This window comes from Stenotrophomonas maltophilia group sp. Smal13 (genome assembly GCF_030236855.1).
Lineage (GTDB): Bacteria > Pseudomonadota > Gammaproteobacteria > Xanthomonadales > Xanthomonadaceae > Stenotrophomonas > Stenotrophomonas maltophilia_A.
Genome location: NZ_JASJSQ010000008.1, coordinates 64,863 through 82,908, shown reverse-complemented (window position 1 = coordinate 82,908; position 18,046 = coordinate 64,863). Strand labels below are relative to the sequence as shown.

At 64.9% G+C, this 18,046-nt stretch carries 22 protein-coding genes; 17 read left to right on the top strand and 5 right to left on the bottom strand.

What is annotated here, in order from left to right; all coding sequences use genetic code 11:
• Positions 1-5: 5 nt before the first annotated feature.
• Positions 6-485 carry a carboxymuconolactone decarboxylase family protein gene (locus QRO95_RS04880; RefSeq protein ID WP_154349089.1) on the bottom strand — a complete coding sequence of 160 codons (480 nt, stop codon included), beginning with the start codon at positions 483-485 and terminating at the stop codon, positions 6-8.
• 89 nt (positions 486-574) lie between these two features.
• On the opposite strand from QRO95_RS04880, the gene QRO95_RS04875 reads away from it, so the two are divergent.
• From QRO95_RS04875 to QRO95_RS04820, 12 genes are all read left to right on the top strand, one after another.
• Positions 575-883: a sigma factor-like helix-turn-helix DNA-binding protein gene (locus tag QRO95_RS04875; RefSeq protein ID WP_110712368.1), complete on the top strand. Its 309-nt coding sequence runs from the start codon at positions 575-577 to the stop codon at positions 881-883.
• A complete protein-coding gene (locus QRO95_RS04870; RefSeq protein ID WP_285301806.1) occupies positions 880-1,911 on the top strand; it encodes a LysR family transcriptional regulator in 1,032 nt (343 codons plus the stop codon). The genes QRO95_RS04875 and QRO95_RS04870 overlap by 4 nt, the downstream gene beginning before the upstream one ends.
• 128 nt (positions 1,912-2,039) lie before the next feature.
• Positions 2,040-2,807: an SDR family oxidoreductase gene (locus QRO95_RS04865; protein WP_285301805.1), complete on the top strand. Its 768-nt coding sequence runs from the start codon at positions 2,040-2,042 to the stop codon at positions 2,805-2,807.
• A 22-nt stretch (positions 2,808-2,829) separates the two neighbouring features.
• Positions 2,830-3,345: an Ohr family peroxiredoxin gene (locus tag QRO95_RS04860; protein ID WP_248860553.1), complete on the top strand. Its 516-nt coding sequence runs from the start codon at positions 2,830-2,832 to the stop codon at positions 3,343-3,345.
• A 126-nt stretch (positions 3,346-3,471) separates the two neighbouring features.
• A complete protein-coding gene (locus tag QRO95_RS04855; RefSeq protein WP_032127302.1) occupies positions 3,472-3,804 on the top strand; it encodes a hypothetical protein in 333 nt (110 codons plus the stop codon).
• 367 nt (positions 3,805-4,171) lie between these two features.
• Complete coding sequence (gene paoA / locus QRO95_RS04850; RefSeq protein WP_180844257.1) at positions 4,172-4,819, top strand: aldehyde dehydrogenase iron-sulfur subunit PaoA; 648 nt, start codon at positions 4,172-4,174, stop codon at positions 4,817-4,819.
• Complete coding sequence (locus tag QRO95_RS04845) at positions 4,816-5,766, top strand: xanthine dehydrogenase family protein subunit M (protein WP_285301802.1); 951 nt, start codon at positions 4,816-4,818, stop codon at positions 5,764-5,766. Before paoA ends, QRO95_RS04845 begins: the two co-directional genes overlap by 4 nt.
• Positions 5,766-7,970: an aldehyde oxidoreductase molybdenum-binding subunit PaoC gene (gene paoC / locus QRO95_RS04840; protein WP_285301801.1), complete on the top strand. Its 2,205-nt coding sequence runs from the start codon at positions 5,766-5,768 to the stop codon at positions 7,968-7,970. Before QRO95_RS04845 ends, paoC begins: the two co-directional genes overlap by 1 nt.
• A 9-nt stretch (positions 7,971-7,979) precedes the next feature.
• The gene (locus tag QRO95_RS04835) at positions 7,980-9,041 is read left to right on the top strand and encodes an XdhC family protein (protein WP_285301800.1); all 1,062 of its coding nucleotides are present in this window, start codon (positions 7,980-7,982) and stop codon (positions 9,039-9,041) included.
• Complete coding sequence (locus QRO95_RS04830) at positions 9,017-9,640, top strand: nucleotidyltransferase family protein (RefSeq protein ID WP_285301799.1); 624 nt, start codon at positions 9,017-9,019, stop codon at positions 9,638-9,640. The genes QRO95_RS04835 and QRO95_RS04830 overlap by 25 nt, the downstream gene beginning before the upstream one ends.
• A complete protein-coding gene (locus QRO95_RS04825) occupies positions 9,637-9,858 on the top strand; it encodes a hypothetical protein (protein WP_049463373.1) in 222 nt (73 codons plus the stop codon). Before QRO95_RS04830 ends, QRO95_RS04825 begins: the two co-directional genes overlap by 4 nt.
• 104 nt (positions 9,859-9,962) lie before the next feature.
• Entirely contained in the window at positions 9,963-10,694 is a 732-nt protein-coding gene (locus QRO95_RS04820) for a hypothetical protein (RefSeq protein ID WP_049463452.1), read from the top strand.
• A gap of 17 nt (positions 10,695-10,711) precedes the next feature.
• Here the strand turns inward: QRO95_RS04820 and QRO95_RS04815 are convergent, their stop codons facing one another.
• Together QRO95_RS04815 and QRO95_RS04810 are read right to left on the bottom strand one after the other, a co-directional pair.
• Positions 10,712-11,185 (bottom strand): hypothetical protein, encoded by a 474-nt coding sequence (locus QRO95_RS04815; protein ID WP_285301798.1) that lies wholly within the window; start codon positions 11,183-11,185, stop codon positions 10,712-10,714.
• Entirely contained in the window at positions 11,182-11,538 is a 357-nt protein-coding gene (locus QRO95_RS04810; RefSeq protein ID WP_049401575.1) for a hypothetical protein, read from the bottom strand. Before QRO95_RS04810 ends, QRO95_RS04815 begins: the two co-directional genes overlap by 4 nt.
• 670 nt (positions 11,539-12,208) lie before the next feature.
• Between QRO95_RS04810 and QRO95_RS04805 the strand changes: the two genes are divergently transcribed.
• The 5 genes from QRO95_RS04805 (at position 12,209) to QRO95_RS04790 (ending at position 17,020) form a co-directional block, all read left to right on the top strand.
• Positions 12,209-12,811: a DUF998 domain-containing protein gene (locus tag QRO95_RS04805; RefSeq protein WP_285301797.1), complete on the top strand. Its 603-nt coding sequence runs from the start codon at positions 12,209-12,211 to the stop codon at positions 12,809-12,811.
• Between the two features lie 55 nt (positions 12,812-12,866).
• The gene (locus QRO95_RS04800; RefSeq protein ID WP_285301795.1) at positions 12,867-13,232 is read left to right on the top strand and encodes a hypothetical protein; all 366 of its coding nucleotides are present in this window, start codon (positions 12,867-12,869) and stop codon (positions 13,230-13,232) included.
• 602 nt (positions 13,233-13,834) lie between these two features.
• Positions 13,835-15,997, top strand: a complete 2,163-nt coding sequence (locus tag QRO95_RS04795) for a hypothetical protein (protein WP_285301794.1) — start codon at positions 13,835-13,837, stop codon at positions 15,995-15,997.
• Complete coding sequence (locus QRO95_RS25295; protein ID WP_343237321.1) at positions 15,994-16,182, top strand: caspase family protein; 189 nt, start codon at positions 15,994-15,996, stop codon at positions 16,180-16,182. Before QRO95_RS04795 ends, QRO95_RS25295 begins: the two co-directional genes overlap by 4 nt.
• 400 nt (positions 16,183-16,582) lie before the next feature.
• Positions 16,583-17,020, top strand: coding sequence for a hypothetical protein (locus QRO95_RS04790; RefSeq protein WP_285301793.1), 438 nt, complete (start codon positions 16,583-16,585; stop codon positions 17,018-17,020).
• A gap of 173 nt (positions 17,021-17,193) precedes the next feature.
• Here QRO95_RS04790 and arr read toward each other — a convergent pair whose 3' ends face one another.
• Entirely contained in the window at positions 17,194-17,628 is a 435-nt protein-coding gene (gene arr / locus QRO95_RS04785) for an NAD(+)--rifampin ADP-ribosyltransferase (protein ID WP_285301792.1), read from the bottom strand.
• 125 nt (positions 17,629-17,753) lie between these two features.
• Positions 17,754-18,005, bottom strand: a complete 252-nt coding sequence (locus QRO95_RS04780) for a ubiquinone biosynthesis accessory factor UbiK (RefSeq protein WP_285301791.1) — start codon at positions 18,003-18,005, stop codon at positions 17,754-17,756.
• Between the last annotated feature and the right edge of the window lie 41 nt (positions 18,006-18,046).

Sequence of the window (18,046 nt, the reverse complement as noted above, 5' to 3'; positions counted from 1 at the left end):
ATCGATCAGGCCAGGCCGGCCTTGTCCAGGCCAAAGGCCGCGTCCAGGGTGCCGGGCGTGGTACGGAAGGCGACGTTCGCGCGGTTCCAGGCGTTGATCGCCATCACCGCGTGGGTCAGGTCGACAATCTCCTGCTCGGACAGCTGGCCGCGCACCCGCGCGTACAGCTCGTCGGGCACACCCTGCGCCGGCAGCTGGGTCAGCACCTCGGTCCAGGCCAGGCAGGCGCGCTCGCGCGGGCTGAACAGCGTCGATTCACGCCATGCCGCCAGGTGATGCAGGCGCAGCGGGCGCTCGCCGCGCAGGGTGGCCTCCTTCACGTGCATGTCCAGGCAGAAACCGCAGCCGTTGAGCTGCGATGCACGGATGTTGACCAGATCGATGATGGCCGCTTCGATCGAGGCGGTATGGGCGGCATGCGAGTACAGGCCGAGCTTCTTGAACAGTTCGGGGGATTGCGCGGCGTAATCCAGACGTGCGGTCATGGCGTGTTCCTGTAGCGAGTGAAGGACACAGCGAGGCTAAGCCTGCGCCCGCACTGCCGGTAGGCCGGGGCCGGGCCGCATGCTGTTGCATGAAAAACACCAATGGCCTGTCACAGCGGCCGATGCTCGGCCGTCTGCCGGGCATGGACACCTCAACGCACCTGCGCACCGCATTCCGCCCTGCCAGCGAGCAGGTCTGGCAGACCTTCCTGGCCGCACTGCGTGAATTGCCGCCCGATGCACGTGCGGTGCTGTTGCTGCACGACGTGCTGGGCGCCGGGTTCGAGGACATCGTGCCCCTGCTTGGGCTCGACCTTTCCGCGTGCAGGCAGCGCCTGGCGCTGGCGCGGAACCACCTGCACGCACAACGTGCTGGCCTGGAGCCAGGCCGCCCATGAACACCGCACAGCCCAGCCCGGCCAGCGACGGCCACGATGCGCTCAATGCATCCTTCTCCACCAGCTACGCCGGCGTGCTGGCCTTCATTGCAGTGGCGGCCGAGGGCAGTTTCGCCCGTGCGGCCGACCGCCTTGGCATCGGCCGTTCGGCCGTCAGCCGCAGCGTGCAGAAGCTGGAAAGCCAGCTGGGCGTGCGGCTGTTCCTGCGCACCACGCGCTCGACCACGCTGACCCGCGAAGGCGAGCTGTTCCTGGAAGGCTGCAACCCGGGCGTGAACTGCATCCTGCAGGCGCTGGAGGAAATGCGCGACCTGCGCGAGGGCCCGCCGCGCGGGCACCTGCGCATCAGTGCCAGCCACGGCTTCGGCCGGCGGGTGATCGCCCCCTTGCTGGCCGCCTTCCGCGCCGAGTACCCGCAGGTCTCTGTAGAACTGCTGCTGGACGAGCAGCCCCCCGACCTGGCCGGTGACCGCATCGACGTAGCGTTTCGCGACGGCCTGCTGGAAGACAGCCAGGTGATCGCCAAGCAACTGGTGCCGATGCAGCTGGTGGTGTGCGCGTCACCGGCGTACGTGCGGGCGCAGGGTCTACCGTCGTCGGTGGATGCGCTGTCCACGCATGCCTGCATCGGGCGGCGCCTGCCGGGTGGGCGCATGCAGCCCTGGGAATTCCGGGTCGACGGCACCGATGTGCACCTGCAGCCGCCGGCCGCACTGGTGTTCAACGATGCCGACCTCGCGCTGCAGGCGGTCATCGACGGGTTGGGCATCGCCCAGCTGCCCAGCTATCAGGTGCGTGAAGCGTTGTGGGCGGGCAGGGTGGTGACCTGCCTGGATCGGCATGCGCCGCTCGATCGCGGCCACTACCTGTGCTACCTCAGCCGCCGCCAGCTTCCCAAGCGCGTGCGGGCCTTCATCGACTTCAGCACGCAGCGGGTGCGCGCGCTCGAGCTGGATGTGATCTCGCATTGGGAAGCGCGCCAACAGGCCACGTCCATGAAGCCAGAGGCACAGCCCGCTTGGGCCTGAAGCATTGGTGCGTGCCGGGCAACAGTGCGCGCCCCAGCGCGGACCTACTGCCCCGCACCCACGCTGTCTACGATTCCAGCATGCCCGGCCACAGCCGGTCGCCCCTTCTACATTCCAGGAGACACGTCATGAAATTCCTCGTCATCGGTGGTACCGGCCGCATCGGCAGCAGGGTGGTTGAGCGCCTGCGCACCGCCGGGCATGACATCGTGGTGGCAGCGCCCTCCACCGGCGTGGATGTGCTGACCGGCGAAGGCCTGGACGCCGCCATGGAAGGCGTCGACGTGGTGGTGGACCTGGCCAACTCGCCCTCGTTCGAAGACGCGGCAGTGCTTTCGTTCTTCGTGACCGCTGGCCACAACATCCTGACCGCCGCCGCCCGTGCCGGCGTACGCCACCACGTTGCGCTTTCCGTCGTAGGTACCGACAAGCTTGCAGCCAGCGGCTACTTCCGCGGCAAGATCGCCCAGGAGCGCCTGATCCGCGATTCAGGCCTGCCGTACACCATCATCCATTCCACGCAGTTCTTCGAATTCCTGCCGGGCATCATCCAGTCCGCCGGCAATGGGTCGACCGTGCGGTTGCCCGCCGCCGACGTACAGCCGATTGCCGCCGAGGATGTTGCCGAGGCGGTGGCACGCATCGCGCAGCAGCCACCCCGCAATGACGTTGTGGAAATTGCGGGCCCCCAGCGCGCCGCGATGGCAGATCTGGCCAGGCAGTATCTGCAGCGGACCGGCGACCCGCGGCAGGTCGTGGCAGACGCCGAGGCCCTGTACTTCGGTGCGCCGCTGCAGATCGATACGCTGGTGCCGGTCGGGCAGGCGTGGCTGGGGCAGGTCGGCTTCGACGCCTGGCTGCAGCAGTCCGGCCTGTTGCAGCGGCAGCCTGCCTGAGCGGCGAAGCAAACGCCTGCCAATGACCGAGCTGAAGCCACCTTCGCCCGCCATGCTGGACCGCTACCAGGGCGACGACGTGCAGCCGCTGTACACCGGCCGCGTGCGGGTGAGCGGTGGCCAGGCCCAGCACGGGCGCGCGTCCGGCGTGGTGCGATCGGACGACGGTGCACTTGCGGTGGACCTGCGCCTGCCGCCGGAACTCGGAGGGCCTGGCGGCGGCTCCAATCCCGAGCAGCTATTGGCCGCAAGCTACGCCGGTTGCTTCCACGGTGCCATGGTACTGGTGGCCGCGCGTGCCGGCCTGCTGCTGCACAACCCCAGCGTCGAAGTGGCGGTCACCTTCGCCCGTGATCCGGCAGATGGGCTGTACCTGCTGTCTGCCGAGATCGTGGTCCATCTTCCCGGCATGGATGCGAACCTGGCCTGTGAACTGGTGCGCAACACCGAACGTGTCTGCCCGTACGCCAAGATGTTCCATCGTGGCATCAGCCATGTGGTGCATGTGCGGGTCGGCCCGCAGGCTGCGCCTCTGTAAAGTCGAGCCATGTTCGACTATTGCCCTGACGTCCGCTTCCGGCCAACGGATGCACTCCTCATGTAAATCCGGCTAAGCTGCGGCGCGTCCACGCGTGGAAACGCCAGATCCCCTCAAGAGGCTGCCATGGAACCGCACTATCAGCTGCTGGCGAGCGTGCTCATGGGGGTGTTTGTCTTCCTGTTCTTTCTTGCACGTGACTACTTCAAGAGCCTCGGCTGGATGCTCGGCCCGTTCGACCCCAATCTAGGGTATCCCTCTGCAGCCAAGCTCATCTCAGCAGCCAACAAGACCATGCTCGTGATTGGGGCGCTCCTGCTGATCTGGGCCTTTATCGGGCCTTCGCCGTACCGCAGGAACTGGGAACTCGAGGCCATGGGCCTGGCCCTGGGGGCGTTGGCCTGCTATGTGCTGCTCATCCTTCTGGCGTCTTCCCGCAGTCGATCCACACGGCAATGAGTCCAGCATCACGCACGGCCGTGGCAGCTCGCCCGGACCACAGCGTTTGCTGACCACCGACGCAGCACCGTATCCGAGCGCCGCATGGCGCAGTTCCGCAGACCAGCCCACGGCGCGCTTTGGGCCTGCCTGGGCGGCTTTACCTGGGCATCAATACGCTGTCCACCAGGCGCACGTTTGCCAGAGGCGGCGCTGAAGATGACCGGCCAGCAGGCTCGGCCGGCGATACCGGCACGCCATGGACAGGCTTCACAGATCTGTACTACCCAGACGGGCATAGTGCCCCTTCGGTAGTCTGAGCGCGTCCATCCAGCCACGGGGTTTCCCCGAACGCCAGGAGGTCACTGTGCCAAGTTGGGACGAAGGAATGAAGTTGACGCGTCGCCAGGTGATCGCCGGCGGCGCCACGACCATGGCGATGTCTGCCGCACCGGGGGCATCATCGCTCGCCGCCGAACTGGCGGCGTCCCCACCGCCCAGGCCGCCGGTCATCAGCACGGTGGCGTTGACGGTCAACGGCACGCATCGTGAGCTTGAGCTCGACACGCGGACCACGCTGCTCGACGCCCTGCGCGAACATCTGAAACTGACCGGCACCAAGAAAGGCTGCGACCATGGTCAGTGCGGCGCCTGTACCGTGCTGGTCAACGGTGAACGCATCAATGCGTGCCTCAGCCTGGCGGTGCAGCATCAGGGCGATACCATCACTACCATCGAGGGCCTCGGAACCCCGGATGACCTGCATCCGATGCAGGCCGCCTTCATCAAGCATGACGGTTACCAGTGCGGGTACTGCACGCCGGGGCAGATCTGTTCGGCGGTGGCGGTACTGGACGAGATCAAGCGCGGTGTCCCCAGCCATGCGCAGGCCGATGTCAGCGCACGGCCCCAGGCCACCAACATGGAAATGCGTGAACGCATGAGCGGCAACCTCTGCCGCTGCGGCGCGTATTCCAACATTGCCGAGGCGATGCAAGAGGTCGCTGGCGCGGCGTCTGGAAGGGGGCGCTCATGAAGGTCTTCAGTTACGAGCGCGCGAAGTCTCCTGCCGAGGCCGCCAAGGCCGTCGCCGGCACCGAGGGCGCGAAGTTCCTGGCGGGAGGAACCAACCTGCTCGACCTGATGAAGCTGGAGGTCGAGACGCCCGCGCACCTGGTCGACGTGCAGGACATCGGCCTAGACAGGATCGAACCCACCGACGACGGCGGCCTGCGCATTGGCACGCTGGTCACCAATACCGCGCTGGCCTCGCATGAGCGCGTGCGCCGCGACTACGGTGTGCTGACCCGCGCGATCGTGGCAGGCGCGTCCGGGCAGCTGCGCAACAAGGCCACCACCGGCGGCAACCTGCTGCAGCGCACCCGCTGCCCGTACTTCTACGACCCCCACCTGCCCTGCAACAAGCGCCTGCCCGGATCCGGCTGCGGCGCGCTCGAAGGGTTCTCCCGGCAGATGGGCGTAATCGGCACCTCGGACAGCTGCATCGCGACCTATCCCGGCGATATGGCGGTGGCGCTGCGCGTGCTGGACGCCTCGGTCCAGACCGTCAAGGGTGACGGCAGCACGCGCAGCATCCCGATTGCCGATTTCCATCGCTCCCCGGGCGACACGCCACAGCAGGACAACGTGCTGCAGCGCGGTGAGCTGATCACCCACGTCACGCTGCCGGAACCGCTGGGCGGCCGGCACGTATACCACAAGGTACGTGACCGCGCGTCCTATGCGTTCGCACTGGTGTCGGTCGCCGCGGTCGTGCAGCGTGACGGCTCGGCGCGGTTCGCGTTTGGCGGGGTCGCGCCGAAGCCGTGGCGCATCGAAGCAGCCGAACCCCTGCTGCGCGACAGCGTCAAGGCTGCGACCCGGCAGGTGTTCGCTGGTGCCCGTCCAACGCAGGGGAACGCGTTCAAGATCGCGCTCGCCGAACGCACGCTCGCAGCCGTTCTGGCCGAAGGAGAGCGCTGATGCCCCTCGAATTCAACGCCCCCGCCGGTGACAACCTGTTCGACAAGGCCAAGGTGGTCGGCAAGTCGACGCCACGCATTGATGGCCCACGCAAGACCACTGGCACCGCCCCCTATGCGTACGAGCGCCATGACGTGGCGCCGAACCAGGTCTACGGCTACATCGTCGGCGCGGGCATCGGCAAGGGGCGCATCATTTCGATGGATGCCTCCCGCGCACGTGCCGCCCCCGGCGTACTGGCGGTGATCACCGCACCGGAAACCAAACCGGTCGGCACCTCCAACTGGAACAATGCGCCACTGTTCGGCGGGCCCGAGGTCGCCCATTACCACCAGGCCATTGCCTGCGTGGTGGCAGAGACCTTCGAGCAGGCCCGCGCCGCTGCGGCGTTGATCCGCACCCGTTACGAGCGCGGCAAGGGGCGCTTCGATTTCCCGGCGCTGGCGCCGTCCGCGCCGCTGGCCAAGGGGCGCGGTGGCAAGCCCGACCGGCAGACGCTCGGCGATTTCGACACCGCCTACGCGAGCGCGGCGGCCAAGCTGGACGAGACCTACCACACAGCCGACGAAAGTCATTCGATGATGGAGCCGCACGCCACCATCGCCGCCTGGGAAGGCGACACGCTCACCCTGTGGACCTCGAACCAGATGATCGACTGGGCCAAACAGGGCATGGCCGCGATCCTCGGCATCGATCCCGACAAGGTGCGCGTGGACTCGCCCTATATCGGCGGCGGCTTCGGCGGCAAGCTGTTCATCCGTGCCGACGCCGTGCTGGCCGCACTGGCCGCCAAGCAGGTCGGGCGGCCGGTGAAGATCGCGCTGCAACGCCCGTTGATGCCCAACAACACCACGCACCGGCACGCGACCATCCAACGCGTCCGGATCGGTTGCGCGAAAGACGGCACGATCTCCGCCATCGCCCATGAGAACTGGTCGGGCAACATCAACGGCGAGGACGGCGAGAACGGCACCCTGCAGACGCCCAAGCTCTATGCAGGCGCCAACCGCCTGGCGGCCAACTACATCGCCACGCTCGACATGCCCGAAGGCAATGCGATGCGCGCGCCGGGCGAAGCGCCGGGCCACATGGCACTGGAAGTGGCGATGGACGAAATGGCCGAGAAGCTGGGCCTCGACCCGATCGCGTTCCGCATCCTCAACGAGCCCGAGGTCGTGCCCGGCGATCCGAGCAAGAAGTTCTCCGACCGCAACCTGGTGCGCTGCCTGCGCGAGGGCGCGGAACGCTTCAACTGGAACAAGCGCAACGCCAAGCCGGCGCAGGTACGGGACGGGCACTGGCTGGTCGGCATGGGCGTGTCCGCGGGCTATCGCGGCGCGCCGACGATGAAGTCGGCGGCGCGGGTCCGGCTTGACGGCCAGGGCGGGGTGATCGTGGAAACCGACATGACCGACATCGGCACCGGCTCCTACACGATCATCGCGCAGACGGCAGCCGAGACCATGGGCGTGCCGCTGGACCGGGTCCAGGTGACCCTCGGCGATTCCCGTCATCCCGCCTCCGCCGGTTCCGGCGGCCAGTGGGGCGCGGCAAGCTCCACCGCCGGCGTGTACGCGGCGTGCGTCAGCCTGCGCCGCAAGGTGGGCGAGAAACTGGGCTTCGACGGCGACACCGCAAACTTCGCCAATGGCCACATCCAAGCGGGTGGGCGGACCATCGACCTGGCCGAAGCGGGGACACTGTCGGCAGAGGACGGCATTGCCTTCGGCAAGTTCAAGCAGGAGTACGACGTCGGTACCTATGCAGCACATTTCTGCGAGGTTGCCGTGCATGCCTACACCGGAGAGACGCGCATCCGCAGGATGCTTGCCGTATGTGATGGCGGCCGGATCCTCAACCCTCTGTCCGCACGCAGCCAGGTCATCGGCGGGATGGTGATGGGTGCGGGCGCGACCCTGATGGAGGAACTGGTGGTCGACAAGCGGCTTGGCTTGTTCGTCAACCACGACCTTGCGGGCTACGAGGTTCCCGTGCACGCCGACATTCCGTACCAAGAGGTGGTCTTCCTCGACACGCTGGATCCGGTGATCTCGCCGATGAAGGCCAAGGGCGTGGGTGAGCTGGGCATCTGTGGGGTCGGCGCCGCGATCGCCAATGCGGTCTACAACGCCACCGGCGTGCGCGTGCGCAACTATCCCATCACCCTGGACAAGCTGTTGCCCGGCTTGCCCGACGTGGGCTGACCCTTGCGCATGGACCGACCCGTGGCCTCACCCGTGCTGGAGGACTCTGCGGCAGAGGGAGTGGAGCCCAGGGATCCTGCCGGGGACGTGTCCGCGGCGCCGGGCTTCCTCACCGAAGGCAGCCCGCGCGGCGTGCTCGAGACGGCCTTGACGCGTCTGCGCGCGGGGGAGCACGCCGTGCTCGCGCTGGTGCTGGAAACCGCTGGTTCCACCTACGCCGGCGCCGGCGACATGGTGCTGTTCTGCAACGGCAGCCAGGTCGGCTGGCTCAGCGGCGGATGCCTGGAGCCCGAGCTCGCGCGCCGCGCGGAGCAGGTGAGCGCGGCAGGGCGGGTCGACTGGATCGAGATCGACACCCGCAGTGACGACGACCTGTTGAGCGGGTCCGCGCTCGGCTGCCGCGGCCGGCTTCGGATTGCGCTTCTGCCGTTGCGTGCCATGGCCGGCATCGACGACGTGATCGAGGCTTGGTTGCGCGACGGCGTGTCACTCCAGCGCGACCTTCGCACGTCGGGGCAGATCGCTTTCCGCGCCGGCAATTGCGAGCAGGCATGGCAGCTGCATCCGATGGACGGGGCGCAGCCCTTTGGCGAGGGCGCATGGCGTTTGCCGCTGCCCCGGCTTCCGCGGGCTCTGGTGCTGGGTGGCGGTCCAGAAACGCCCTTCCTGGTTCCGTTGCTGCGGGGACTGGGATGGCGGGTCAGCGTGGCCGAACGACGAGCGCGCTGGTCCTCAGCGGGGCAGGGCGCCGATGCACAGCTCCAGGTGAGCCCGGCCGAGGCCCTTCATGCCGACCCGTGCGACGCGGTACTGGTGATGCACCACGACTTCGAGCTGGACCGCGAGGCACTGGTGGCCCTGACCGATACCGAGGTTGCCTTCATTGGACTTCTGGGGCCGCGGCGAAGGCGTGAGGATCTGTTCAAGCTGCTGACACCGGATCAGCGCAACCGCCTGTCTTCCAGACTTCGATCACCGGTCGGCCTCAACATCGGAGGGCGGGGGCCGGAGGCGATTTCGCTCAGCATCGCGGCGCAGCTGCAGCAATGGCGAAGCACCGCCGGCACGTGACCGCCGCGCATGCAGTCGTCGTGCTTGCTGCGGGCGGGAGCACCCGGCTTGGCCAGCCCAAGCAACTACTGACCCGGCAGGGCGAGACCCTGGTACATCGCGTGGTGCGGCTGGCGCTGGAGCTCGTGCCAGCGCAGGTGCTGGTCGTGGTGGGCGCGAACGCACAGGCGGTGACATCCAGCATTGCCGGGCTGGATGCCACCCCGGTAACCAACCACCACTGGGAAAGCGGCCTGGCCAGCAGCCTGCAGGTGGCAGGCACACACCTGCTGCCCGCGGTGGCCGCCGTGATGGTCGTGGCATGCGACCAGCCCGCAATCGAGCGCTTCCATCTGCAGGCGCTGCTTTCGAGCGCCCGCGCCTCGGCGTCAGGGTGCGCGGGCACTCGTCACGGAAACGTCCTTGGCGTTCCTGCAGTGGTGCCGAGCGCATGGTTCAACGCTGCGGGCGCAGCCGGTGACCGCGGCTTCGGAGCGCGCTTGAGGCAGCTTCCCATCGATGCCGTGCATGCCCTTCAAGCGCCGGAGCTGGGCCTGGATATCGACACGCCGGAAGATCTCGCGCGTGCTCGCCTTGCGGGCTGGATCGATGCTGAGTGAGTCGCACCCTCGAGCGCTTGCGCAATGACGTTGCCGCCAACCTCGGCGTGCTGGCGGCTGCCGCTGGTGTTGCACTGGCCGGGAGCGGCTGGCCGGACATCGCAGCGGGTGCAGTGATTGCGCTGTGGTTCCTCCGATCTGCGCTGAACGTGATGGGCCAGGCGTGGCCGGCGTGGCGTGCAGCGGTGAAGTCGTCAGGCGAGCGGGGCACAGGTTGAGCGCCGCCGTACCTTTCCAATACCCCCTGCCGGACCTGCTCAGATAGCTCTGGCTCGGCTAGGATGATGCCGCCGGCATGCGCGCCGGCGGGGCAGGGGACGCAATGGACATGCAGGCAGGGGGCGGAGTCGATTCGCCGGACCAGACGAAGCAGCAGGAACTGACCTTCCGTTGGCTTTACCAGCGGGTACAGCGGCTGGCTCAGCACAGCATCTACCCCAAGGCCGGCCGGCTGGAGAGGTGGTCGTTGCGCGTGGGCGCGCTGGCGGCCGCCATCGGCATTCTCGGCAGCCAGCTGCCTGATCGATGGCTTCCGCTTACGGCCGCGCTGCTTCTGGTCAGGGTGTGCCTGGCGGTGGAGATCGGAGGCTTTGTCATCGGCGGATTTCTCGCGGCCCGCCGCGGAATCCGCCAGTTCGTGCAGCCACGGCTGTCGCACGCGCAGGAAATGGACGGCGAGTTTGCCCAGTGGCAAGCGGTGATCGCCGAGCTTCGAGGATTCCCCAGGGTCGAGCGTGAGCGCCGCCTCAAGTACGTCACCCACCTGCGCACAAGCATGATCGAGCGCATGGGGCTGATCTACGGCGGCCTGCAACGCCTCGGGCCATTTCCGCTGCTGATCGCCCTCTACCTGCAGTTTCGGCAGTGGAAATGGGGCGACTGGAGCAGCGCCTTTGACGTCGGCCAGCTGGGCGCATTCCTCATCTACGCGCTCGTACTGCTCTACCTCACAGGATGGCTGTTGACCGGCCTGCGCACGCGCCTGGACACCTACGTCGCACTTCTCGAAGGCTCCATACAAGAGCCCGAACCGGCCGAGACCGCGCACCTGTAAAGCCGAGCCATGCTCGGCTACTCCGCCGCACATCGCGCCCCATCGGGCACTACACCAGTGAGCTTCCCCAGCACCCGATCCATCAGAACAGGCTCCGGCACGCCAATCAGCACCTGTTCCAGATAGTCCATTGGCTGCAGCTGCCATTGAAGAAACCCCCGCAACTGCAGAACTTCGGGCGCCCGCTGCTCCGCATCCAGCGACGTCTGCATCAGCACGTGCTCTGGGCGATTCTCCAGCCACAGCACCGGAACGCCTCTGCAGTGAACCTGAAAGCTGCCGTGTTCTTTACGTTCCACGAAGTGGAATCCCTGCCATTGCCGAGCGTCCACGAACTGGATCGTCTGGCGGCGCAGATTTGAGAAGCGATAGCCAGGGATCGTCTCGAACGCGAGAGGCGAAGGTAGGGGGGCACAGGCCACTGGCACTGCGCCGTAACCACTGCAACCATGGACAGCGCCATGGCCGCCCAGCGGCAGCAGGCCACTCAACCCTCCGGGCGCACTCGATCGATGGCATGCGCCGTGAGTCCCAACCCGGCCATGATCAGGCCCTCCATGACGCGCGGGCCAACGTATTGCTCCAACTCACCGTTCTCGCGGGCGCGCTGTGCGGCCAGCAGGATTTCCAGCACCACGCGAAGACCTGCCAGCGAGCAGTCGGTGTCGGCCAGGGCGATGCGTCGGCCCGGCATTTGGTGGCGCTCTGGCCAGGGCTGACCATCGGAGGCGGCACCCGAACCGATGCTGTGCAGCAGGGCGACGAGCGTGTTCGGATCCAGCACGGGGCCGTTGGCGGGCGCGTCGTGGATCGCGTGCGGGGCAGGGGAGTGGGGCTGGGTCATGGCTGGGCTCCTTGCGTGCATGCAGAAGCCGCCACCGATAAAGGTGGCGGACAGGGCGTGGCTCGAAAACCGGTTGCTAGACAAAACCGGCGGGTACAAGACCCCCACGCCCCGCCCGCCATAGCCGGCAGACGGATTGCCAGCCGGCACCACGCGAGGTGATGCCGGCTGGCAAGCGCAAACTTACGTCTAGCAATCCGGGTTTTCGAGTCCCGACCACCGATGCACGGTGGCGCAGTAACGATTACCTGCTGTTGTTCGGAATGCCAACGGGTTGGGGGCAATGCCGCCAAAACCCGAGACGCTTTTGGCATTGTCGCATAGCGCCGGAAGCGGCGAGAGCGTTGGCGTGCTAGGCGCAGCGGCACTTCTGGAACGGAGTCGTCAGAACCTTCCACCAGAGACGCAAGGCACGGCAAATGCGACAACATCGGGCCGACGGCAATGTGTGATCGCCATTGCGAAGGAACCGGTGCGAGGGCAGCTGATGAGTGCCGCGTACTTCGCCTCCATGCATGAGTGACTTTCTGCCTATTGACCCCACAGGGCGTCACGCAGAATCTGACTACTGCTGTAGTCACCCGGAACTGTCCTGCCCGGAGCAGGAAGGCTCTGCGGCGTTTGAACGGATTCCACCCACTGGCGTAGGCCAAAACAAGGATCACTGTACGTGCTACGCCGCAATCGACTTCTCCTTTCCGCCGGTCTGGTCCCGCTTCCGTGGTTCCTGTTCTGGACCAGCGTTGCCGCCGTGTTCGCGCCGGGCTACAACCCGCTTGCACAGCACGCCAGCGAGTTGCTGCAAGCGCCAACGCTCGCAAGCATCTGCGGCAGGATCGCGGCTATCGGCTCCGGTGTGGGTTTCGTGGCGTTCTCCATCGGTGTATGGCGGGAGTCCGGTCGCCGGATCGCCCTAGGAGCGATCTGTTGGATGATCTTTGGCATCTCCATGCTGACCAACGGGCTCTGGCCCATGGGCCATCCGATGCACGGCTTCTACACCATCGGTATCGCAAACATCATTGCACCTGCGATGTCGCACATCGAGATGAGCGCGTGGTCTGCCAACCGAAGGGCGTACGCCGTGACTGCTGTGGTGAGCATCGGGGGCATCGTCTATCTCTGGTTGAACGTGGTGGGAGCGGACCCGGAGGGCTTCAGGGGGCTGACCCAGCGCCTGTTCTCATCGATCAACTCGCTGTGGCCGTTCCTGGTGGCGCTGTACCTGCTGCGCAGGGGTTCAAGCGCGCTGAAGGCGGAGCCGACGTATTGATGGGCGGGCGTGCAGCTACATGGACGACTATTGAGCGTGTGGGGTTGAGAAGGGGATGAGGATTTTTCGCCGTCAGCTGATCTACGTTCGAGTGCACCAGGACCACTTCATTGCTCGCGTGGTGGGTGGAGACAGGACCATCCGTCGTCAGTGTCATGCCCTTGGCAATCGCGCGGGTCCGATCAAGGACTTCTCTACTCTCCAGCCCCAGCTTAAGACCATCTTCTCGGAACTCCTGCCTGGGTTCTCTCTCGTCAAGCCGTGGGGGATTCTGCACTTTGATCCGGTTGAGTACCCGGTTACGAAGGAGGAACTGGCCGGGTTTCAGAAAGCTGCCATGCGAAGTGGTGTGAGCTTCTGTTTTCTCTCCACGTGGGAGCAGCGGCATGAAGATAGGGATCTCTTGGAGATGTTCAAATAGGGTTCGGCCCGATACTTCGTTCTAGGCCACGCAGATTCTTGGGCCGGTTCGAGGCACTGCGAGAGTCCGCTCTTGGCCGAAAGCGGACACTTTTCCCCTGTCATCAGCAGTGCTTCAGTCCGTGCTCGACCCGTTGTGAACGTTCGGCGTGTGACTATCGACTCCGGCGTTGGCGGCAGTCGCGGACAATGGCCACCCGAAATGTCACTCGCGCTTCCGATACCTAGGTGCTAGCTAGAGCAGTCGCGCGGTGCCGGACTGACGGCAGCCGTGCCAGCTACCGCCGGCATCGACAAGGGTGGCTGCGACGCATGTGAACCTTCCTGGTCAGGCAACTCGGGATGCCGGTCGTGAGGCGAAATTCGCCGCTTTGAGCTCGCACGGGGCTAAGTCATCGCTCCGGGAGTTCCGTTGTTCCGCGTTGTACCAAATTTGTTGACGGCGAGTCGCGCGGAGGATAGAGTTGCTTTCGGTACAACATGGAACAACAAGGGGCGAAGGTTATGGGCTACACAGCATCTCTATCGACGACCCCCGGGCGGCCGGGTTTCAGTATCAGCTTCCGGCATCCTCTGAAGCTCGACTCAAAGGGCAGGCCTGGCTTGAAGATGCGGCGTGGCCTGGGCACCGACGACAAGGTCAGGGCGGAAGTTCTCGTCGCTCAGATGAACCTGCTGTTACAGGATAAAATCTGGTGGACGGCGGCTAAACATCATGAGGCGCTCCAAGCCTTCGACCAGCGCATTGTTGATGCCTTCTATGACGGTATCCAAGCCGGCGTCACCAATTCCTTCGAAACCCGCAACAGCGTCATCCCCCTGCCGGGCAAGGAGGAGGGCTATGCAAGGATGCTCTTCGTCGGCACGACAGGGGCGGGCAAGACCTCGCTGCTGCGCCACCTGATCGGCTCGGACCCTGAGTTAGATCGCTTCCCTTCCACTTCCACGGCCAAGACCACCGTCTCGGACATAGAGGTGATTCCGGCCGCTGGCGAATTCCGGGCAGCGGTGACCTTCTTCTCCGAGAGCGTCATCCAAGCCAACGTCGAAGACTGCGTGCTCAGCGCCTGTGCCGCCGTGTGGGACAAGCTTCCTGAGGACAAGGTCGCGGATCGCTTTCTGCATCACCCGGACCAGCGCTTTCGACTGAGCTATCTACTGGGCTCATGGGGTAAGAACGTGGCCGTCGAGCCCGCCGCCGACGACTGGGATTTCGGCGAACCCGACCCAGCGGCCACGGCTGCGGCGAGCAGCGACGAGGCCGTTTCCAGCGCTGACGCCGAAGCCCAGCAGGCCAGGCTGGTCGACTATGTTTGCCGCATCACGAGCTTGGCCGCAGCTAAGGCGGAGGCCATCACCAAGGAACTGCTTCCCGATCCGCACTCGGCGAACGCCGAAGACCGCGAGGCGGCGCTTGAAATCTTCCAAAGCGAGCTGTTTGCCGATGAGCAGTTCCACGACATCGTCCAAGACGTGATCGACGACGCACTGCAGCGCTTCGATGCCATGCAGAGCGGCGAGCGAACCTACCGCAGCGCCAGCTCGCGATGGCCGCTGATGTGGACGTACAGTACAAATGATCGGACTGAGTTCCTCAAGCAGGTGCGCTGGTTCTCGAGCAACTTCGCGCCGTCCTTCGGGAAGTTACTAACGCCGCTGGTGGATGGGATCCGTGTCATGGGCCCTCTGTTTCCGACCTTCACAGACCATCAGGCCAAGGTCGTGCTGCTGGATGGCCAGGGACTCGGCCACACGCCGGATTCCTCAACGAGTGTGACGACGCACATCACGCGGCGCTTCTCGGAAGTCGATGCCATCCTGCTGGTGGACAACGCCGAGCAGCCCGTGCAGGCGGCAGCTCAATCGGTTCTGCGAGCTGTCGCCTCTAGCGGGAACTACAACAAGTTGCTGCTCGCATTCACGCACTTTGACCAGGTCAAGGGGCTCAACCTCCCAACTTTCGCCGACAAGCGTTCGCATGTCCTAGGTTCTGTTCATAACTACCTTTCAAAGCTCAAGGAAGTGCTGACCCCCGCCATTGTGGCAGCGATGGAACGAATGATCGACGACCAGAGCTTCATGCTGGGGGCGCTCGATGGGCCGAGCACCAAGCTTCCGCCTGGCGTGAAGGCGCAGCTCGGCAAGCTGGTTGCGGGCGCTGAGAGGCTGGTCGAGCCGTTGCCGGCACCGGATGCAAAGCCCCATTACGACGCCTCCGGGCTAGGCTTTGCCGTCCAGCGCGCCGCCGACAGCTTCCAGAAAGCATGGGCGGCGCGCCTGGGCTTGGCGATCGGTGCCACGCTGCCGGCGGAGCACTGGACCCGCATCAAGGCGCTCAATCGGAAGATTTCGAACGAGACCGGTATCGAGTACGACTCGCTGCGGCCAGTTGCCGATCTCGTCGGCCGCATCATCGAAGAGGTTGCGAACTTCCTTGACAACCCAATCGGCTGGTCCAGGCCGCTGGTTGACGCACATGAAGCTCAGCAGGCCATCGCGCCGATTCGCCAGATCGTATTCCGGCATTTGCATGAGCTTGCGCTGAAACGGCTGGTCGACGAACACCTGACGCAGTGGCGCCGTGGCATGGAACATAAAGGCAAGGGTTCAGCGTCGCGTCGCGCCATCGATATCCGGGGGATCTATCAACTGGCGGCGCCGATTCCCGGCACTGTCAACACATCGTCGGCGATCGAGTTCATGCGCGGGGTCCGAGAGCTGGTTCGCGCCGCAGTGGTTGAGAGCGGCGGGGTCATGCAGCCATGAGTCGTCGACTCACGGCTCTGGTCATCGGCAATGCAAACTATGTCAATGCCCGAAAACTGAAGAATCCCAGGAACGATGCGACGGACATTGCCGCGAAGCTCATCGAATGCGGCTTCCCGACGAGCTCAGCGAGCTCCAAGTTGGATGCGCTACAGGCAGGAGCGCCGATCGGGACACGCTCGTGACGATAGGGCGTGATGGCACGATAGAGCTTGATCAGACGATGGCAGGCAACTACGTAGTGTTGCTCTTCCTGGATGATAGGGAAAGAGCGCGGGTACGGTCCGTTGTTGGCAGATTCTAGGGTACGCGTGATCTCAAATTTCGAGCGCGGGCGATATGTTGGCTATTGGCCGCTGGCCGTCATGCAAACCGCAATGGGCTCTGTCTGCTGACGGGTTGTGACTGGGCGAGGTCTCCAGGCCTAGCTCTCTCTCGGGCTACAGACTGGTTTGTTTGCCGGAAGAGCCCACCATAAGATCGAATGATCTCAAGGTGAAAGGCCATGCGCTGCGCTGTTGGTAAGTCGTATGGTCGGACCTTTGAGTCCGTTTACTAGGTAGTTAGGCCTCATGGAGAATTATCTTGCTCGATAAATTTCAAAAGCACCCTTTCGTCAGACTCTTCGGTCTCTGCGCTGTTGTGGTCGCCAGCACTTGGGCAGTTAGCCATCACCTCCTCGTAGCACCGCGCAATGATGAGATCACCCGCTTGAAAGATCAGCTTTCTGCTCGCGAAGCGCTATCGGCGCCTTCACCAATCGTTCTACTAGAGACTGGGGTCAATACTGGAAATTCGGCTACGACAACAGACGGGCTGTGCACAGTTCATGTCATATCAGCAGCTGAAGCCGGTGTATCCCTAAGCGTGACTCTTGGCTCCGCACCGCCTCAGCTTTTCAAGAGTGTAGCAATTGGCGGCAGGATCATAGTGCGCGGAGATACTGCCAACTACTACGTTGATCTTCTTCGTGCTCGCGGTGGCATCGTCGACCTCACTGTTAGCAAGCATTCTGATGTCTAGCAATTCGTTAGCGATACATTCGTCAATCCCGGGTGCTTTGTGTCCTGGCCTCTTGTGAAGTTTCCCCAGAAATGGTTGTCGCCGAAAATGTCTGCTTCTGGCCGAAAGCGGACATCGTTCGACGACCTGCTGCATTGATCTTCCGTCAGCCAAAGCACGGGTCTCTCCTTCCTTCAATTGATGATCTCCCCACTCCCCGAAGCAACAAACGCCCTCAACTGCCGAACGAATTCCGCGTCGTACAGCTCCCACTCCACAATCTCCCCAACCACCCGCAACGGCTCCGCACTCCGATACGACCGCGTCGGGTTCCCAGCAAACTTCTTGTTGGTCACATTCGGATCGTCTTCAAACGGCCCGGTCGGCGCCACCACATACACGCGCGGCCGCCCTTCACCGCGGGCCATCTCCGCAGCCAGCCCGGCGCCCTTGGCAATCGTGGTGAAGTAGATGTGGTTCATCACCACGCTGTCGCGATAGTTGGAGCGGTAGCCCGCACTCAGCAACTCGCCCGCCGCCAGATCAGCGCGGGTGCCGTGGTAGAACGGCCCGGCAACCTGGTCGCAGGTGTCATGCGAAACGGGTGTCCATTCGGTGTCCTGCGCCATCGGCACTGCCCCTGCGTGTCCTGCCGGATCGACAGGCCGGCGAGTCTAGGGCGCCCGGCGGGCCTTGCTGCAAGGCCCTATCCGGGAAATACTCTGTAGTGGGAGGCGCAGTGCGCCTCCTTTTTTCATTCTGCGGCGCCGCGCCCTTCCAGTTCACGCACGGCGGTTTCCAGCGCATCCAGCTTCTCGCGGGTCTTCAGCAGCACCGCGCGCTGTACTTCGAACTCGTCGCGGGTGACCAGGTCGAGCTTGGCCAGGCCGGCCTGCAGCGCGCTCTTGAAGGTGGCCTGCAGTTCCTCGCGCGATTCGCGCAGGCCCGGCGGCACCAGGTCGCTGAGGCGACGGGCGAGGTCATCGATGTGATTCAGGTCGATCATGGGGTGCTCCGTGGGGGTGGGCCCGTGCATCCGGCGCGGGC

Coding starts and splice junctions, on each gene's coding strand:
- QRO95_RS04860 (WP_248860553.1), top strand. CDS start 2,830: ATGACCGAGCTGAAGCCACCTTCGCCCGCCATGCTGGACCGCTACCAG.
- paoC (WP_285301801.1), top strand. CDS start 5,766: ATGCCCCTCGAATTCAACGCCCCCGCCGGTGACAACCTGTTCGACAAG.
- QRO95_RS04845 (WP_285301802.1), top strand. CDS start 4,816: ATGAAGGTCTTCAGTTACGAGCGCGCGAAGTCTCCTGCCGAGGCCGCC.
- QRO95_RS04865 (WP_285301805.1), top strand. CDS start 2,040: ATGAAATTCCTCGTCATCGGTGGTACCGGCCGCATCGGCAGCAGGGTG.
- QRO95_RS04835 (WP_285301800.1), top strand. CDS start 7,980: ATGGACCGACCCGTGGCCTCACCCGTGCTGGAGGACTCTGCGGCAGAG.
- QRO95_RS04830 (WP_285301799.1), top strand. CDS start 9,017: ATGGCGAAGCACCGCCGGCACGTGACCGCCGCGCATGCAGTCGTCGTG.
- QRO95_RS04880 (WP_154349089.1), bottom strand. CDS start 485: ATGACCGCACGTCTGGATTACGCCGCGCAATCCCCCGAACTGTTCAAG.
- paoA (WP_180844257.1), top strand. CDS start 4,172: ATGAAGTTGACGCGTCGCCAGGTGATCGCCGGCGGCGCCACGACCATG.
- arr (WP_285301792.1), bottom strand. CDS start 17,628: ATGGCGCAGGACACCGAATGGACACCCGTTTCGCATGACACCTGCGAC.
- QRO95_RS25295 (WP_343237321.1), top strand. CDS start 15,994: ATGAGTCGTCGACTCACGGCTCTGGTCATCGGCAATGCAAACTATGTC.
- QRO95_RS04800 (WP_285301795.1), top strand. CDS start 12,867: ATGAGGATTTTTCGCCGTCAGCTGATCTACGTTCGAGTGCACCAGGAC.
- QRO95_RS04780 (WP_285301791.1), bottom strand. CDS start 18,005: ATGATCGACCTGAATCACATCGATGACCTCGCCCGTCGCCTCAGCGAC.
- QRO95_RS04870 (WP_285301806.1), top strand. CDS start 880: ATGAACACCGCACAGCCCAGCCCGGCCAGCGACGGCCACGATGCGCTC.
- QRO95_RS04855 (WP_032127302.1), top strand. CDS start 3,472: ATGGAACCGCACTATCAGCTGCTGGCGAGCGTGCTCATGGGGGTGTTT.
- QRO95_RS04875 (WP_110712368.1), top strand. CDS start 575: ATGAAAAACACCAATGGCCTGTCACAGCGGCCGATGCTCGGCCGTCTG.
- QRO95_RS04810 (WP_049401575.1), bottom strand. CDS start 11,538: ATGACCCAGCCCCACTCCCCTGCCCCGCACGCGATCCACGACGCGCCC.
- QRO95_RS04820 (WP_049463452.1), top strand. CDS start 9,963: ATGGACATGCAGGCAGGGGGCGGAGTCGATTCGCCGGACCAGACGAAG.